Genomic DNA, 16,002 nt, shown 5'->3' with positions numbered 1-16,002 from the left:
GCATGGTGATGATCGGCCTGTTCTGGGCGAGTGGCACGCTGGCAGCAGCCGGCCTGCCCGACAACCTCACCCCGGTGGGAGCCGAGCGTGCTGCCAGCCCCGACGGGCGCATCCCTGCCTGGCAAGGTGGGTTGAGTACGGCCCAGCAACGCCTGGGCGACAACGGCACGCCGCTGGATCCGTTTGCCGATGAGCAGGCTCTGTACCGGATCACGGCCGCCAACTACCGGCAGTACCGAGGTCAGCTTACCGACGGCCAGGTGGCCTTGCTCAAACGCTTCCCAGCCAGCCTCAGCTTGCCGGTGTATCCCACCCACCGCAGTGTTGCGGTACCCGACGCGGTCGCGGCATCGGCCGCCCGCAACGCCGAGCAGGCGCAGCTGGATGACCAGGGCAACGGTGTGCGAGGTTTCACTGGCGTCATCGCCTTTCCGCGGCCAACCAACGGCCTGGAGGTGATCTGGAACCACCTGACCCGGCATCGCAACGAGAGCTACAGCCTGAGCTCCGACAGCGTCACGCCGCTGAAGAATGGCCGCTTCGTGCTGATGAGCGCGCGTCAGGAAGTGGCCCGGCCTGAAGGCTTGGCCAGCCTGGGGGCGGGCAATGTACTTTATTACTTCACCTACCGCATGACGGCGCCCTCGCGGCTTGCCGGCGATGCGATGGTGGTGCATGAGACACTGGACCAGGTCGCCGAGCCGCGCTTGTCCTGGGTGTACAGTGCCAGCCAGCGCCGGGTACGGCGGGCGCCGAATATCGCCTATGACACCACCGGCCCGGGCACCGCCGGCCTGCGGACCGCCGACAGCCGCGACATGTTCAATGGCGCGCCAGACCGGTACGACTGGAAGCTGCTGGGCAAGCAGACGCTGCACGTGCCCTACAACAGTTACCGCTTGGCATCGCCTGAGCTGCGCTATGCGGACCTGATCAAGCCAGGTCACATCGACCCGGCACCAACCCGCTACGAACTGCACCGGGTATGGGTCGTGGAGGCGACGTTGAAGCCCGGGGCGCAGCATATCTACGCCAAGCGCCGGTTCTACCTGGATGAAGACACCTGGGCCATTCTCGAAACAGACAGCTACGACGCGCGTGGCGAGCTGTGGCGCACCTCACAGGCCCATGGTTTCTTTCACCCCGGCGGCCAGGTGGCAGTCAACGCCATGGAGGTTACCTACGACCTCAAGAGTGGCCGCTACCATGCATCGGGCTTGATCAACGAGCAGCGTCGGCCCTTTGCCTTCAATGTGCGCACCAGCCTTTCGTACTTCTCGCCCGGCGCCCTGCGCAGCTTTGGTGTGCGCTGATGGGCGTGCCTGAACCACGGCCTGACTGGTCGCGGCGGCTGTTGGGCCAGGGTGAAGCGCCTGATCCGCGCTTCACCCTGGCCAACGAACGTACTTTCCTGGCCTGGATTCGCACCGCGCTGGCGCTGCTGGGTGGCGCTATCGCCATTGAAACCTTCGCCGGCCACGTCCTCGAGACACCCCTGCGGCTGTGGCTGGTCGCTGGCCTGATGCTGCTGAGCGCATTGCTGAGCGCGGGCGCCTGCCTGCGCTGGCTGCGGGTAGAGCGGGCATTGCGTCATCGACGTCCATTGCCGTTGCCGGCACTGGTGCCCTTGTTGGCGCTGGGCTGCCTGGTCGCTGTACTGCTGGCAGGTCTCGTCCTGTGGCCACGCTGGCATGGGTGATCCGGGCCTGCAGGCAGAACGCACCGAGTTGGCCTGGCGGCGCACTGTGCTGGCGCTGATGGCGGTGGCGGGGTTGGCCTGTCGTCAGGGCGATGTGTACGTGCTGGCATTGGCGGGCGTGGCCGCGCTGGCGCTGCTGACCCGCCAGGGGCGGCGTTACGAACGGGGCCTGGCGATGTTGCAGGCCGAACGCGGCCAGCCTGCGCCGTGGGAAGTGCTGGCACTGGGTAGCGTGGTGTGGCTCATGGCATTGGCAGGCTTGTGCCGGTTGGCGAAGGGCGGCTGAGCGCAGTGCCGGCGCCGCCCGCTGCCGCTCAGGGCGTGACGATATTGAAGCGTGAATCAGCCTCTTCCAGCCCGCCCATGAATTGCAGGAACTTTACCCGCTCGCCTTTGATGTCGATTGCCCCTGCTGTGGCTTCCTTGAGAAAGCCTGTCTGCTTCAAGGCAATGCTGTCCAGCGTCTGCTTGCGCATGGTCACCTCTACATCGGCCTTGGCGTGGCGCGCCAGGTCGCGGTGGGTGAGGACGCCGTTGCGCAGGGTGAGCGCGTAGTCTTCGTCCAGGTCGGAAAACCGCCAGTTGATGGTCAGGTCGCTATCGGCAGCCTTGTAGGCATTCACCCGCACGCCCAGGTAGTCGAAAAACAGGCTGGGTGTCAGGGCCCGCACCATGTCATCGGCGTTGCCGCCGCTACCCGCACCGGCGGCAACGCCTGAGCGCAATTCCTGCGCGCCACTGAGGTAGGCATTGCGCCAGGTGGCGTTCTCACTCTGGTAACCCAGTTGCTCCAGCGCGTCGGCCTGCAGTTCGCGGGCCTCGGTGTTGTCTGGCTCGGCGAATACCAGGTGGTTGACCAATTGCGCCACCCAGCGATAGTCGCCCTCGGCGAAGGCCTGGCGGGCCTGGGTCAGCACCTGATCGGCACCCCCCATCGCCGCCAGGTAACGCTTGCCGGCGGCTTGCGGTGGCAATGGGTCGAGGTTGGCCGGGTTGCCGTCGTAGAACCCCATATAGCGTTGATAGACGGCCCTGACGTTATGGCTGAGCGAGCCGTAGTAGTCGCGGCTGTACCATTTGCTTGCCAGACGCGGCGGCAGACTGGCCAGGGTCTGGGCAATTTCCATGGGCGTCTGGCCCTGATTGATCAGGCGCAAGGTCTGGCTATCGATGAAGGCATACATATCGCGCTGGTCGGCCAGGTAGTCGCGGATGGCCGCACCGCCCCAAGTGGGCCAGTGATGCTGGGCGAACACCACCTCGGCCTGGTCGCCATAGCGCGCCAGCGATTGGTCCAGGTAATGGGCCCACACTTTCGGATCGCGCACCAGTGCCCCGCGCAGCGTCAGTACGTTGTGCTGCACATGGGTGGCGTTCTCGGCCATGCACAGTGCCCTGAGCACCGGGAAATAAATGTTCATTTCCGCCGGCGCCTCGGTGCCCGGGGTCAGCTGGAACTCCACCTCCACGCCGCTCAGGGTCATGCGTTGCAGCGGTTGGCTGATTTCGAGCGTCGGCGCGATGAGGCTGACAGTGGCATTGGCCGGCACGCCCTTGCCCAGTCCGGCATCCACCTGGCCTCGCGGCCCACGGGGCAGGGGGGCGCCGTACATGTACTGGGCGCGGCGTTTCATGGCCGGTCCAGCCAGCACGTTTTCGCCGATGGCATGTTCGAAGAACCCCTCGGGCGCGATGACCTGGACTTTGCCAGCCTTGACGTCCGCCTCGTTGATCACCCCGCGCACGCCGCCAAAATGGTCGACGTGCGGGTGGGTGTAGATCACCGTGGTCACCGGCTTGCGTGGACGGTGCTTGAAGTACAGTTCGAGGCCCGCCTTGGCGGTCTCCACGGCAAGCAGCGGGTCAAGCACAATCAGCCCGTCCTTCCCTTCGACGATGGTCATGTTGGCCAGGTCCAGACCGCGAAGCTGGTAGATGCCCTCGGTGACCTTGAACAGCCCGGCGATGTTGTTCAACTGAGCGATGCGCCACAAGCTCGGGTTTACCGTGGCAGGGGATTGCGCCGGTTCCAGAAAAGCATACTGGGCCAGGTTCCACACCGTCTTGCCATCGGCCGTGGCGACTGGCCCGTTGAACCGCTCGACCAGCCCACGCCGGGCTGTTTCGTAATCGACGCGATCCTCGAAAGGCAACCGTTGCAGCCACTGCTGGTTGCTGGCCAGGGTGGCCGCGGTGGCATCCTTGGCCGCTGTTGCGGCCAGGCTCGGAAGGGGGGCCAGCAGGGCAAGCGCCAGCATCGACAGTGAAAAGCGCATGGGATGTCCTTGTTGTTATTGGGGCAGAACACTCTAGGGGAGGGGCTTGCGCACCAGCCAATACCAGAGCGGCATGGCCGCTATCGCGTTTCCTGATGGCTTCAGGCGGGGGGGAGCGTGAGGATCTGTTCGACCAGCCAGGCCAGGGCGGGGTCGTGCTGACGGTGGCTCAGGTGCACCACTTCCAATTCGAAAGGCTCCAGGGCAAATGGCAGTTCGTGCACCGCCAATGGCAGCAGGTGCGCAAACTGCTGCGCCAGTTGCCGCGGCAGCACCACACACATGTCGGTGGCTGCGGCCAGATGGGCGGCCTGCAGGTAGTTGGGCGTGGTATAGGCGATTTGCCGGGTCAGGCCTTGCTCGGCCAGCCACTGGTCGACCATGCCCCGGGTCTGGCCGCCGTGCACCCAGATGTGCCGCAAGCCCAGGAACGCGTCGAGGTCCAGTGCCTGGCCCGGCACCAGGTGCGGGTGCTGCTGGCGCAGCGCGATCTGCAGGGTTTCACGGCGCCAGGGGTGGCGGGTGAAGCGCGCCGGCACCTCGTCGAAACGGCCCAGTACCAGGTCGAGGTCGCCCCGGTCCAGCGCCTCGGCCGGCAGGTTGGGGGCCAGGTGCACCACGTCGATGCGCACGTTGGGTGCCAGTAGCTCCAGCCGCGCCAGGAGTGGCGGCATGCACAGCTGTTCGACGAAATCGGTGAGGGCGATGCGCAACTGGCGATGGCTGCGCTGAGGCTCGAAGCCATCGCCGGTGCCCAACGTCTGCTCGATCTGCTGTAACGCCGCACGTATTGGCCCCTCCAGTGCCAAGGCCCGTGGCGTCGGGCGCATGCGCCGGCCCACGCGGACCAGCAGCGGGTCGCCCAGCTGGTCACGCAGGCGCGCCAGGGCATTGCTCACGGTCGGCTGGGTGAGGGCCAGACGCTCGGCTGCCCGCGATACGTTCTGTTCACGCAGCAACATGTCGAAGACGCGCAGCAGGTTCAGGTCGAAGTTCGAAATATTCATGCTGAAAATATATGGCATACGAAATGGAAATTTCAAAAATACCTTCGGCCTGCTTAGGGTGATCACAGTCCTCATACCTACAAGAAAAGCAGGAGCGTTGCGCGTGAATACTCCCTTCCCGATCAAACAGGTGGCTGTGATAGGTGCAGGCACCATGGGCCGCGGCATCGTCATCAGCCTGGCCAACGCCGGGCTGTCGGTGCTGTGGCTGGACTGCAACGCGGCAGCGCTCGAAGCCGGGCTGGGCATGGTCAGCCAGGCCTGGGCCCAGCAGGTGGACAAGCAGCGCATCACCCCGGCCCAGGCCGACGCTTGCCTGGCGCGTGTGCAGGCAGTGGACGGCTATCCGGCGTTGGCGGAGGCCGACCTGGTGATTGAAGCGGTGTATGAAAACCTGGCGCTCAAGCAGGAAATCTTCCGTGCACTGGATGCACACCTCAAGCCACGTGCGATCCTGGCCAGCAACACCTCGGCGCTGGACATCGACGCGATTGCCGCCGTCACCCAGCGGCCGTCCCAGGTCCTGGGGCTGCACTTCTTCAGCCCTGCGCATGTCATGAAGCTGCTCGAAATCGTGCGTGGGACGCACACCGATCAGAAGGTGCTCGATGCCGCCAAAGCGCTGGGCGAGCGCATGGGCAAGGTGGCGATAGTGGCAGGCAACTGCCCTGGTTTCATTGGCAATCGCATGTTGCGCAGCTATGTGGGCGAAGCGCGCAAGTTGCTGCTTGAAGGGGCGTTGCCACATCAGGTGGATGCGGTACTGCAGCAGTTCGGCTTCGCCATGGGGCCGTTCCGCATGTACGACGTGGTGGGCATCGACCTGGAGTGGCGCGCCCGGCAGTTGGCCGGGCAAGGCATGCACGACCCGCTGGTGCAGGTCGATAATGCGCTGTGCGAGCTCGGCCGCCTTGGGCAGAAGACCGGGCAGGGCTATTACCGCTATGCCCCCGGCAGCCGGCAGGCCGAGCATGACCCGCAGGTCGACGCGTTGGTGCTGCAGGTGTCCCAGAACCTTGGCTACCGACGTCGGGGCATCAGTGCCGAGGAAATCCTCGAACGGTGCCTGCTGGCACTGGTCAACGAAGGGGCGAAGGTTCTCCAGGAAGGTATCGCCGCCAGCAGCAGCGACATCGACCGGGTCTGGCTCCACGGCTATGGCTTCCCGGCTGCCACTGGCGGGCCCATGCGCTGGGCTGACGAGCAGGGGGCGCCGTTTATCCTGGCCCGGCTGGAATACCTGCAGGGCGTGCTTGGCGAGCATTGGCGCCCGGCAGGGCTGCTCTACTCACTCGTGGCCGGTGGCAAGCGTTTCGAACCGCGCGGGGAGGTTCAGGCATGAACTACCAGGCGCCCCTTCGCGACATGCGTTTCGTGCTGCATGAACTGTTCGACCTGAGCGGACATTGCCAGCAACTCGGTATCGAACTGGACCGCGACACCCTCGACGGCATCCTTGAGGAGGCCGCACGCTTCACTGGCCAAATCATCGCACCACTCAATCGCAACAGTGACGAACAGGGCTGCCAGTGGGTGGGCGGCGAGGTCACCACCCCGGACGGCATGCGGGACGCCTATCGGCAATACGTCGAACATGGCTGGGCCAGTATGACCGGGCCGCAGGCCTACGGTGGCCAGGGTTTGCCGCAGATGGCATCGGCCAGCTTCCATGAAATGCTGATGGCAGCGTCGTTGTCGTTCCGCATCTACTCCGGCCTGACCGAGGGCGCGGTCCTGGCGTTGCATCGCCATGGCAGCGAGCCACTCAAGCAGGCCTACCTGAGCCGGATGGTCAGTGGCGAGTGGGCCGGCACCATGTGCCTGACCGAGCCGCAGGCCGGCACCGACCTGGCGTTGCTGCGTACCCGCGCCCAGCCGGAAGCGGACGGCAGCTATCGCATTACCGGCAGCAAGATATTCATCAGTGGTGGCGAGCAGGACCTGACCGACAACATCGTTCATCTGGTACTCGCGCGCCTGCCTGATGCGCCGGCCGGTGTCAGGGGCATCAGCCTGTTCCTGGTGCCCAAGCTGTTGCCCGGTGGCGAGCGCAATGCGCTGGGCTGCGGGGCGCTGGAGCACAAGATGGGCATCAAGGGGGCATCGACCTGCGTGATGAACTTCGACGGTGCCCAGGGCTGGCTGGTGGGGGAGGCCAACCAGGGCCTGGCCTGCATGTTCACCATGATGAACGATGCCCGCTTCCAGGTCGGCCTGCAGGGGCTTGGTATTGCCGAGGCCGCTTTTCAGGGAGGGCTGGCCTACGCCCGGGAGCGTCTGCAGTCGCGCTCGCTTGCTGGGCCGGTGGCAGCGGAAAAGCCTGCCGATCCGATCATCGTCCATCCAGACGTGCGGCGCATGCTGCTGACCCAGAAGACCCTTACCGAGGGCTGTCGCATGCTGGGCATCTACACCGCTCGGCAACTGGACCTGGAGCATGCTGCGAAAAATGCACCGGCGCGCCAGGCCGCAGCTCGGCGGGCGGCGTTGCTGATCCCTATCGTCAAGGCGTTCTTCACCGACGTCGGTCAGGAAGTCGCCAGTCTTGGGGTGCAGGTGTACGGCGGTCACGGCTACATCCGCGAGTGGGGGATGGAGCAGTTGATGCGCGATAGCCGCATCACCCAGCTTTATGAAGGCACCAACGGCATACAGGCCCTCGACCTGATACGCCGCAAGGTCCTGGGGGACGGCGGGGCCGAGCTCAATCTGCTGATCGACGAAATGGCGCCGCACGTCAGGGCTGCCAATGCGCTCGACGGCCTGCAGGCCATGGCGACGGCCGTGGGGCAACGTTTGGAGGAATGGCGCGTCTTGGCCGCCCATGTGGTCGAGGCCTGTCAACGCGACCCCCAGGAGTCAGGGGCAGTGTCGGTTGATTTTCTTGCCTACTCGGCCTACGTGCTGTTGGCGGCGATGTGGTTGCAAGCGGCTGTGCGCGCTCAAGCGACGCTTGTCTCCGGCAGCGCGGAAACAGCCTTCTACAGGGCCAAGCTTGACGCCGCGACGTTCTACTGGCGGCGGATCCTGCCCCGCGCCACTGCTCACCGCGAGGCCCTGCTGGGTGGCGCGGATTGCCTGATGGCGCTACCGGCGAGCGATTTCGCGTTCTAGCGCACGGCAAACCACACGAACAAGGAGAGTGCGATGCAGCCTTTCAGCTTTGCCACCACTGCGCAGATCCTCTGCGAACCCGGCGCGGTGCAGCGCCTTGCAGGTCTGTGCCGTGAGCGCGGTGCCAAGCGTGTTTTGATCGTCAGTGACCCGGGTATCGCCCGCCTTGGCATGCTCGATGACCTGCTGCCGGGGTTCACGGCAGCCAAGGTCGGTGTGGCGATCTTCAGTGAGGTTACGGCCGACCCTAGCGAGGCATGCGTGCTGGCGGCCGCCCAGCGCGCCCGGCATATCGGCGCCGACCTGGTGGTGGGGTTCGGCGGCGGCAGCTCGATGGATGTGGCCAAGCTGGTTGCGCTGCTGGCCCACCGCGACTGTTCGCAGCCCATCGCCGAGCTGTACGGCATCGACAGGGCCAAGGGCCGCCGGCTGCCGTTGATCCAGGTGCCCACCACGGCAGGTACCGGTTCGGAGGTGACGCCGATCGCCATCGTCACCACCGGTGCCACCACCAAGATGGGCATTGTTTCGCCGCTGCTGTTGCCAGACCTGGCAGTGCTCGACGCCGTCTGTACCCTCGGCCTGCCATCGGCGGTGACGGCTGCTACCGGTATCGACGCCATGGTGCATGCCATCGAAGCCTATACCAGCCGCCTCAAACGTAACCCGCTGTCCAGCCTGCTGGCCCGTGAGGCGCTGCGGCTGCTGGCGGATAACCTTGACCAGGCTGTGCACAATGGCGGCAACCTGCAGGCCCGCCAGGCCATGCTGCTGGGGGCTTGCCTGGCCGGCCAGGCCTTTGCCAATGCACCGGTGGCGGCGGTGCATGCCCTGGCCTATCCGCTGGGTGGGCACTTTCATGTTCCCCATGGCCTGGCCAACGCGCTGGTGTTGCCGCATGTGCTGCGCTTCAACCTGCCGGTGGCGGCAGTGGACTACGCCGAACTGGCCGTGCCGCTGCTGGGGGCCCGTTTGCAGCCCGGTGATCAGCGCCAGCAGGCAGAACAATTCGTGGCCGAGCTGGCCGCGCTAGGTAGCCGCTGCGGGTTACCGGACCGCCTGCGCGACGCCGATGTACCGCGTCATCGGCTTGGCCAGCTGGCCGAAGACGCGATGCAACAGCAGCGCCTTTTGGTCAATAACCCGCGTGAAGTCACCCAGGCCGATGCGCTGGCCATCTATGAGGCAGCCTACTGATGAGCGACCTCCGGCAACGTGAACACTATCGGCACTTCACGCCTATAACCACCCGGTGGCACGACAACGATGTCTATGGCCACGTGAACAATGTGGTCTATTACAGCTTTTTCGACAGCGCCGTAAACCGCCTGCTGGTGCGGGAGGGCGGGTTGGATATCGACCAGGGGAGGGTGATCGCGCTGGTGGTCAGCTCCGCCTGCGACTACCAGGCGCCGGTGGCCTTCCCGCATGACATCGAAGTGGGCCTAGTGGTGGACCGGTTGGGCAACACCTCGGTGCACTATCAGTTGGCCGTGTTCCTTGCCGGTCAGCCATTGGCCTGCGCCACCGGTCGCTTCGTCCATGTATTCGTCGACCGCGAAGGGCGGCGCCCGGTGCCGGTACCTGACTGCCTGCGGCGCGTGTTGAGCGAACTGCAGCCCCTATCCCCTGAGGAACAGCCATCATGAAAGACGCCGTGATCGTCGCCACTGCTCGCACCCCTATCGGCAAGGCCATGCGTGGCGCCTTCAACGACCTGAAAACCCCCAGCATGACGGCTGTCGCTATCCGCGCCGCGGTAGAACGTGCCGGTATCGAACCGGCGCAGGTCGATGACCTGGTGCTGGGGACTGCCATGCAGAGCGGCACTGCCGCGATCAACCCGGGTCGGCTGTCGGCGCTGGCCGCCGGCCTGCCCCAATCGGTCAGCGGTCAGACCGTCGACCGCCAGTGCGCTTCAGGCCTTATGGCCATTGCCACGGCGGCGAAGCAGATCATGGTTGATGGCATGCAAGTGACCATTGGCGCAGGCCAGGAGCAGATCAGCCTGGTGCAGCAGGTGCACAACCAACTGGCCAGTGAGGCTTACGACCCCGCAGTGCTGCGCATGAGCGAGCACGCCTACATGCCGATGTTGCAAACGGCCGAACGGGTGGCCCGGCGTTATGGCATAAGCCGCGAAGCACAGGATGTCTACGCCCTGCAGTCTCAGCAGCGCACGGCAGCGGCGCAGGCGGCAGGGTTGTTCGCCGCTGAAATCGTGCCGGTCACCGCACGCAAGAAGGTGGTGGACAAGCTGACAGGTGTTGTCAGCCATGAAGAGGTGCGCCTGACCCAGGACGAAGGGAACCGACCGGCAACGACCCTGGCCGATCTGCAGGGGCTCAAGCCCGTGGTCGAAGGCGGTTGTGTCACGGCCGGCAATGCCAGTCAGTTGTCCGATGGCGCCAGTGCCTGCGTGCTGATGGAGGGCGCGCTGGCGGCGCGCTCGGGCATCGCAGCCCTGGGGCTTTACCGCGGTATCGCCGTGGCTGGCCTTGCCCCCGAGGAAATGGGCATCGGCCCGGTATTGGCGGTGCCCAAGCTACTGCGCCAGCAGGGCCTGACGGTAGACGATATCGGGCTATGGGAGCTGAACGAGGCGTTTGCCTGCCAGGTGCTGTATTGCGCCCAGCAGTTGCAGATCGACCCGGCGAAACTGAACGTCAATGGCGGCGCCATTGCTATCGGCCACCCCTACGGCATGAGCGGCGCGCGGATGGTCGGCCATGCCTTGCTGGAGGGCAAGCGACGTAAGGTGAAGTACGTGGTCGTGACGATGTGCGTGGGCGGCGGCATGGGCGCAGCGGGCCTGTTCGAAGTGCTTTAGGCCGGTACCCAAGGCCAGCCCATGGCGCTGACCGGGACGCAGGCGCAACCTGCGCCCACGGTGTCCCGGCCAGGGCTGGTTATGAGCCTACAGCAACCGCGTGGCGCGAAGCTGGCTGTGGCAATTGGCGGAAGCCTTCACGGATGGCAGCGATCAGTTCCGCGTCCTTGACGGGGCACAACCCGGGGAACGGTTTGTTGGCATGGGTGAGCACGGCTTCGACGCTTTCCTGGTTATCCAGGTAAACCTGCCTGATTGCCTGGCTTTCCAGGTCCTTGCTGTTGCTGCAGTTCAGGGCGTGGTGAATGGCGAGCCCGGCGCCAAACGCCAGGGCCGGGGTTGCAATACCGTGCTTGCGGGCAAGGTCGATGCTGCTGAGGATGCGTTCGTTGCGTTGCAGCTTGCGCAAGGGGTCGCGGCCTACCCGGGCGCACGGGTCTTTGAACGAGGTTTTGCAGCGCTCGAGAAATGCCTCGGCAAAGCGGTTGACCACCTCGGCCATCTGTGGGTATTCGGCCACCAGTGCGGGCGCGACCTCCTGGCGAATCAGGCGCTCGGCCAACTCACTCACCCGCGCATCGCCCATGCCCTGGCCGACCCAGGCATGGCCCAGCAGGCTGGCGTACCAGGCCACGATGGCGTGCGGGCCGTTCCACAGGCGGTTCTTGATGATCTGGATCTGGGCGATGTCTGGCACTGTCTTCACCTGGCGCAGGCGTTCGAGCAGATCGCTGCCGCGCTCCGCGTAAAGCGGCATGTCGGCTTCACTGTTGAACAGCACCAGATGCAGCTGGCTCATGGCGCTGCTGGGCTGTGCAAAGGGCCTGAAGTGGCCGATCAGCCGTTCGTACTCCGGTTGCGGCGCTGAAGGTTTGCAGGTGCTTGCGGGCTCGTCTTCCAGGCTGTTCTGGAACATCTGCGACTTGATGCGCAGTTGCCGCACCAGCGCGTCATTGCCCAGTTTGGACACGATGCGGCTGACCACCGTTTCGGCGAAATGGGTCTTTTGCAAAACCTGCTCGCTGATCGCAGGCGGGCACAGTAACGCCAGCTCGGCTTGCACATGACGCCGCACGAACGCCGCACCGCCAACCTTGTTCAATACGATCAGCAGGGTCAGCTCGCGGCCTCGGCGCTCGAAGCGTTGCAGCAGGCCTTGGGCGATCACCCTGGCCTGGCTTCTGATGGCCTGCTCGGGCAGGCTCAGGCCGATGATTTCGGCAGTGGTGTACATGCTGATGACCGCGTCGTCATCGTCCATGTCGATCATGCGCACGTTGTCGATGGTCTGGTCGAACGATATGGCACCGTAGCGCACGCTGTAGCGGCCGAAGGCGCTGACGCTTTCGCGCAGCATGCGCGAACGGGTTGCGGCAATGATTTCACGCGGTCGGGTGTAGCCGTCCCAATGGGAAAATACCTGCGTCAGGTAACCGCCGCCGATGGCGCCGAAACCATGAATGCCCACGCTGAACTGGTTCATCGAGACCGGGAACGGCTCACTCAATGCAGGCATGCCCAGGTCGGGTACGCACTCGCTCAGGTCGGTGAGAAATTCATGCATGCTGCGGTAGGCTTTGAGCGCGCCCGCCTTGATTTCCGGCGCAGGCGGCTTGATGTCCTCGATCAGGATTGCCTGCCCTTCGGCGCGCATCGCTGACAGCATGCCGTTTTCCGAGTCCTCGACCATGAAGCACTGGCCTGGCTCGCAATTGAGCGCGCGGGCGGCTTTCAGGAAAATCTCGGGGTGGGGTTTGCCTTGGCTGACTTCATCGCCACAAACGGTGATGTCGAAGTACTTCAGCACGTTGGCGTTGATCAGGTATTCCTCGGCGATGGCACGGCGGCTGGAGGTGGCCACTGCCATGGTCAGGCCCGACTTGCGCAGGCGCTCCAGCACCTCCAGCAGGCCGGCCTTGATCGGTACGCCGTGATTGCGCACGTACTCCAGCTCAAGTTCATCGGCGCGTTGGCGGATTTCGGCGTACGGGAAGTCGTCGCCGTTATGCGCCTTGGCAAGGGCTTCGGCCTTTTTTGCGCTCAGGCCCAGCGAGCCAATCAGGGTCTGCTCGCTCAGCGCTTTGCCGAAGATTTCCAGAGACGCTTGCTTGAGTGTCTTGAAGCGCAGGCGCTCGGTGTCGAAGAGGGTGCCATCCATATCGAAGATGGCGCTGAGAATGTGTTTACCGTGAAAGAAAAGCATTGGCTGTTGCCCCTTGTCGTTGCGTCAGGCATCCCGCCTGCAACAGGCGAGAACGGTGTGTGAGCTGCAGTGGAGGCAGTCAGGTCGGGGGCACACGTTCGACGGGGGGACGCTCAGGAGTGACGCAGAGGTAAGGCGGGGCGGAGCGGGGCGTGCAGAGGAGGTTGGCAACCGTTGAGGCGAGGTGGGTGGCGCGTTTGGCCTTGAGGTCACGCCCACTGGCTGCAGTCGGTTTTGCAGGCAGTGGGCGCAAATAGCGATGGATACGTGTGATTCCAAGCATGAGGTGCTTTGCTTCCTTTTCGTCATGGGTGATCCTTTTTCAGCCTTGCACGTATGCGCCGCGACATGCAAGGCTTGGCCTCCCGCTCGCATTGCGCAACAAGGTGAACCCCAATGACCCAAGCTACCGACCAGGCCTTTTACGATCGCGCCGATGCGCACATTGAACTGGCGAACCAGCAGATCGAAAAGTTCGAAGACCTGGGCAAGGTCAGCGCCTCGCTCACCTTCGGTGCCGCGCGCTTCAGCGCCTGGATGAGCGCCCGCAGCTTCAAGAGCGGCGCGGAGCTGGGTGCGGCACGGGAAGAGATTCTGAAGTACTTCTGTGATCAGTACCGGATGATGCTCGAGGACAACTTAGACGAGCATATCGAGCATTTTGACCAGTACATGCTGGGCAAGAACGACTAAGCCAGGCGCGCCGCTCCCCTCAGCGATTTGGCCATTTCTGCAGCAGGATCGAAACGAATTTTTCCGCAGCCGGCGACAGCGATGCGCCGCGCCGGTACACCAGCCCTAGCGTGCGGGTGACTTGCGGCTCGATCAACGGCACGCTCACCAGCGTGGGGTGGTCGGCATTGGGCATGGCCAGGCTGGGCATGGCGGACACGCCCAGCCCGGCCTCGACCATGCCCAGCGACGTGGACAGGTGTTGCACTTCGTAGAACCACTTGGGCCGCAGGTTGAGCCCGGACAACGCATGGTCCAGCAGCATGCGGTTGCCACTCAGGCGGCCGACGCCGATCAGGCGGTAATCAGCCAGCTCTGTCCAGGTAACGGAGGCGCGGTTCGCCAGTGGGTGGTCACGCCGGCAGGCCAGTACAAAGTGCTCCTGCACCAGCGAGACAAACTCGATGTCCGGGTGCTGGCCGCTCATCATGTTGATGCCGAAGTCGGCTTCGCCGCGCAGCACGGCTTCGAGCCCGTCGTTGGCGCTAAGGTCCAGCAGGCGAATACGGATTTTCGGGTATTGCTCGTTGTAATCGCGGATCACCGACGGCAGGAAGTAGAACGCCGCGGTAGGGATGCAGGCGAGGGTAACCTGACCGGTCTGGCGCTCGGCCAGTTCGCGGATGCTGAGGATCGAGTCTTCAAAATCATCCAGCAGGCGCCTGGCCTTGGGCAGGAAGTCGCGGCCCACGCTGGTCAGGCTGACCCGGCGAGTGGTGCGTTCCAGTAGCGAGGTGCCCAGGCCTTCCTCCAGTTTCTTGATCCGCCGGCTCAGGGCCGGCTGGGACAGGTGAAGCGCTTCTGCGGCCTCATGAAAACTGCCCAGTTCGGCGATTTTCACGAAAGATCTGATGTCTTGCAGCTCATATTCCATAAGAAACCTTCGACTGGCCTGGCGCTTTATTTATGTTTGAATCGCAATAATAGCTACGATATTTGCATTGGATTGATTTATCCATCCCTGTCACTCTTTTGCTCACAGCATCAATGATGTCCATTGATCAACAAGAGTGCGAAATCATGCAACGAATTCCTTGCGTACTCATGCGCGGCGGTACCTCCAAAGGGCCGTTCTTCCACGCCTGTGACCTGCCTGCCAATGTGGTCGAGCGCGACGAGTTGCTGATCAACCTCATGGGCTCTGGCCATGAGCTGGAAATCGACGGCATCGGTGGCGGCAGCCCTCAGACCAGCAAGGTGGCGATCATCAGCCCGTCATTGCACGCCGACGCCGACGTCGACTACCTGTTCGTGCAGGTGATGGTCGCACAGCGCCGGGTCGATACGGCCCCCAACTGCGGCAACATGCTGTGTGCGGTTGGGCCATTCGCCATCGAACAGGGGTTGGTAAAAGGCCAGGAAGGCAAGACCTTGGTGCGCATCCGTAACCTCAACACTGGCACCTTCGTCAATTCGTTGGTCGAAACGCCCGGCGGTATTGTGCGCTACGAAGGCCGCACGGCGATCGATGGGGTACCGGGCACTGCCGCCCCGGTGCACCTGACCTTCCTCGACGCGGTCGGCAGCAAGACCGGCAAGTTGTTCCCCACGGGCAAGGCCAAGGACGTGATTGATGGCGTGCCGGTGACCTGCATCGACATGGCCATGCCGATGATGGTGGTGGAGGCCAGCCAGTTGGGTGTCAGCGGCTCGGAAACCCCGGCTCAGCTGGACGCCAACAGCGCGCTGCTCGAACGCCTGGAAGCGTTGCGGCTGAAGGCCGGAAAGGCCATGGGCCTGGGCGATGTCAGTGGCATGGTCATCCCCAAGCCAGTGCTGGTGTCCAAGCCGCGCTACGACGGCACGCTGCAGGTTCGCTATTTCATGCCGCACAACTGCCATCGTGCCTTGGCGATCACGGGAGCCGTGGGGCTGGCGACTGCCTGCGTCAGCCCTGGTACCGTGATTGCCGACCTGTTGGGCGAAGGCGCGCAGCAACTGGCCGAGGTCCGCCTGGAGCACCCAAGTGGCGGCATCGATGTTGCGCTGACGCGCAGCGGTGCCGAGGGCCAGACGATCCAGGCTTCGGTGGTGCGAACCGCCCGGCGGCTCTTCTCAGGGTTCGTCTACGCCCCTACATTCCGCAGGTTGGCCGGGTAGTTCCAGGCACCAATCCAGACCTGCACATTCGTAACAAGCGC

General features: G+C 64.2%; 14 protein-coding genes. 10 read left to right on the top strand and 4 right to left on the bottom strand.

Annotated features, from left to right (window positions below):
• The first annotated feature begins 2 nt into the window (after nt 1-2).
• From LMH93_RS19210 to LMH93_RS19200, 3 genes are read left to right on the top strand one after another with little or no spacing between them, the layout of a single operon-like run.
• Complete coding sequence (locus tag LMH93_RS19210) at nt 3-1,313, top strand: DUF1329 domain-containing protein (RefSeq protein ID WP_003247255.1); 1,311 nt, start codon at nt 3-5, stop codon at nt 1,311-1,313.
• Complete coding sequence (locus LMH93_RS19205) at nt 1,313-1,699, top strand: YidH family protein (protein ID WP_003247256.1); 387 nt, start codon at nt 1,313-1,315, stop codon at nt 1,697-1,699. The genes LMH93_RS19210 and LMH93_RS19205 overlap by 1 nt, the downstream gene beginning before the upstream one ends.
• On the top strand, nt 1,692-1,985 hold the full coding sequence (locus tag LMH93_RS19200) for a DUF202 domain-containing protein (protein ID WP_003247257.1): 294 nt from the start codon (nt 1,692-1,694) through the stop codon (nt 1,983-1,985). The genes LMH93_RS19205 and LMH93_RS19200 overlap by 8 nt, the downstream gene beginning before the upstream one ends.
• Before the next feature lie 28 nt (nt 1,986-2,013).
• Here the strand turns inward: LMH93_RS19200 and LMH93_RS19195 are convergent, their stop codons facing one another.
• Both LMH93_RS19195 and LMH93_RS19190 read right to left on the bottom strand, forming a co-directional pair.
• On the bottom strand, nt 2,014-3,975 hold the full coding sequence (locus tag LMH93_RS19195) for an alkyl/aryl-sulfatase (RefSeq protein ID WP_230064464.1): 1,962 nt from the start codon (nt 3,973-3,975) through the stop codon (nt 2,014-2,016).
• Nucleotides 3,976-4,076: 101 nt separating this feature from the next.
• Nucleotides 4,077-5,000, bottom strand: coding sequence for a LysR family transcriptional regulator (locus tag LMH93_RS19190; protein ID WP_003247259.1), 924 nt, complete (start codon nt 4,998-5,000; stop codon nt 4,077-4,079).
• A gap of 85 nt (nt 5,001-5,085) precedes the next feature.
• On the opposite strand from LMH93_RS19190, the gene LMH93_RS19185 reads away from it, so the two are divergent.
• Genes LMH93_RS19185 through LMH93_RS19165 form a run of 5 tightly spaced genes read left to right on the top strand, consistent with a single transcriptional unit; the run spans nt 5,086 to nt 10,926 of the window.
• Nucleotides 5,086-6,324 carry a 3-hydroxyacyl-CoA dehydrogenase gene (locus tag LMH93_RS19185; RefSeq protein ID WP_100773481.1) on the top strand — a complete coding sequence of 413 codons (1,239 nt, stop codon included), beginning with the start codon at nt 5,086-5,088 and terminating at the stop codon, nt 6,322-6,324.
• Nucleotides 6,321-8,096, top strand: a complete 1,776-nt coding sequence (locus LMH93_RS19180; RefSeq protein WP_230064463.1) for an acyl-CoA dehydrogenase C-terminal domain-containing protein — start codon at nt 6,321-6,323, stop codon at nt 8,094-8,096. The genes LMH93_RS19185 and LMH93_RS19180 overlap by 4 nt, the downstream gene beginning before the upstream one ends.
• Nucleotides 8,097-8,129: 33 nt before the next feature.
• Nucleotides 8,130-9,293 (top strand): iron-containing alcohol dehydrogenase, encoded by a 1,164-nt coding sequence (locus LMH93_RS19175; RefSeq protein WP_088513121.1) that lies wholly within the window; start codon nt 8,130-8,132, stop codon nt 9,291-9,293.
• Nucleotides 9,293-9,745 carry an acyl-CoA thioesterase gene (locus LMH93_RS19170; protein WP_100773480.1) on the top strand — a complete coding sequence of 151 codons (453 nt, stop codon included), beginning with the start codon at nt 9,293-9,295 and terminating at the stop codon, nt 9,743-9,745. Before LMH93_RS19175 ends, LMH93_RS19170 begins: the two co-directional genes overlap by 1 nt.
• Nucleotides 9,742-10,926, top strand: a complete 1,185-nt coding sequence (locus LMH93_RS19165; RefSeq protein WP_185280119.1) for an acetyl-CoA C-acyltransferase — start codon at nt 9,742-9,744, stop codon at nt 10,924-10,926. Before LMH93_RS19170 ends, LMH93_RS19165 begins: the two co-directional genes overlap by 4 nt.
• Before the next feature lie 79 nt (nt 10,927-11,005).
• Here the strand turns inward: LMH93_RS19165 and mtlD are convergent, their stop codons facing one another.
• A complete protein-coding gene (mtlD, locus tag LMH93_RS19160) occupies nt 11,006-13,129 on the bottom strand; it encodes a bifunctional mannitol-1-phosphate dehydrogenase/phosphatase (protein ID WP_230064462.1) in 2,124 nt (707 codons plus the stop codon).
• Nucleotides 13,130-13,525: 396 nt separating this feature from the next.
• Between mtlD and LMH93_RS19155 the strand changes: the two genes are divergently transcribed.
• Nucleotides 13,526-13,822, top strand: coding sequence for a DUF3144 domain-containing protein (locus LMH93_RS19155; RefSeq protein WP_003247266.1), 297 nt, complete (start codon nt 13,526-13,528; stop codon nt 13,820-13,822).
• A 19-nt stretch (nt 13,823-13,841) separates the two neighbouring features.
• Here LMH93_RS19155 and LMH93_RS19150 read toward each other — a convergent pair whose 3' ends face one another.
• On the bottom strand, nt 13,842-14,735 hold the full coding sequence (locus LMH93_RS19150; RefSeq protein ID WP_003247268.1) for a LysR family transcriptional regulator: 894 nt from the start codon (nt 14,733-14,735) through the stop codon (nt 13,842-13,844).
• A gap of 146 nt (nt 14,736-14,881) precedes the next feature.
• Here LMH93_RS19150 and LMH93_RS19145 point away from each other — a divergent pair, with 146 nt between their 5' ends.
• Entirely contained in the window at nt 14,882-15,961 is a 1,080-nt protein-coding gene (locus tag LMH93_RS19145; RefSeq protein ID WP_230064461.1) for a 4-oxalomesaconate tautomerase, read from the top strand.
• Nucleotides 15,962-16,002: the final 41 nt, after the last annotated feature.

It is taken from the genome of Pseudomonas sp. CIP-10 (genome assembly GCF_020911845.1).
GTDB lineage: Bacteria > Pseudomonadota > Gammaproteobacteria > Pseudomonadales > Pseudomonadaceae > Aquipseudomonas > Aquipseudomonas alloputida.
Note: the sequence above shows the minus strand (reverse complement) of the source record. Positions and strands in the feature narration are given on the sequence as shown.

What these genes read in the sequence shown, in the direction of transcription:
- LMH93_RS19200 (WP_003247257.1), top strand. Translation starts at nt 1,692, where the DNA reads ATGGGTGATCCGGGCCTGCAGGCAGAACGCACCGAGTTGGCCTGGCGG.
- LMH93_RS19195 (WP_230064464.1), bottom strand. Translation starts at nt 3,975, where the DNA reads ATGCGCTTTTCACTGTCGATGCTGGCGCTTGCCCTGCTGGCCCCCCTT.
- mtlD (WP_230064462.1), bottom strand. Translation starts at nt 13,129, where the DNA reads ATGCTTTTCTTTCACGGTAAACACATTCTCAGCGCCATCTTCGATATG.
- LMH93_RS19170 (WP_100773480.1), top strand. Translation starts at nt 9,293, where the DNA reads ATGAGCGACCTCCGGCAACGTGAACACTATCGGCACTTCACGCCTATA.
- LMH93_RS19165 (WP_185280119.1), top strand. Translation starts at nt 9,742, where the DNA reads ATGAAAGACGCCGTGATCGTCGCCACTGCTCGCACCCCTATCGGCAAG.
- LMH93_RS19150 (WP_003247268.1), bottom strand. Translation starts at nt 14,735, where the DNA reads ATGGAATATGAGCTGCAAGACATCAGATCTTTCGTGAAAATCGCCGAA.
- LMH93_RS19205 (WP_003247256.1), top strand. Translation starts at nt 1,313, where the DNA reads ATGGGCGTGCCTGAACCACGGCCTGACTGGTCGCGGCGGCTGTTGGGC.
- LMH93_RS19190 (WP_003247259.1), bottom strand. Translation starts at nt 5,000, where the DNA reads ATGCCATATATTTTCAGCATGAATATTTCGAACTTCGACCTGAACCTG.
- LMH93_RS19145 (WP_230064461.1), top strand. Translation starts at nt 14,882, where the DNA reads ATGCAACGAATTCCTTGCGTACTCATGCGCGGCGGTACCTCCAAAGGG.
- LMH93_RS19210 (WP_003247255.1), top strand. Translation starts at nt 3, where the DNA reads ATGGTGATGATCGGCCTGTTCTGGGCGAGTGGCACGCTGGCAGCAGCC.
- LMH93_RS19175 (WP_088513121.1), top strand. Translation starts at nt 8,130, where the DNA reads ATGCAGCCTTTCAGCTTTGCCACCACTGCGCAGATCCTCTGCGAACCC.
- LMH93_RS19180 (WP_230064463.1), top strand. Translation starts at nt 6,321, where the DNA reads ATGAACTACCAGGCGCCCCTTCGCGACATGCGTTTCGTGCTGCATGAA.
- LMH93_RS19155 (WP_003247266.1), top strand. Translation starts at nt 13,526, where the DNA reads ATGACCCAAGCTACCGACCAGGCCTTTTACGATCGCGCCGATGCGCAC.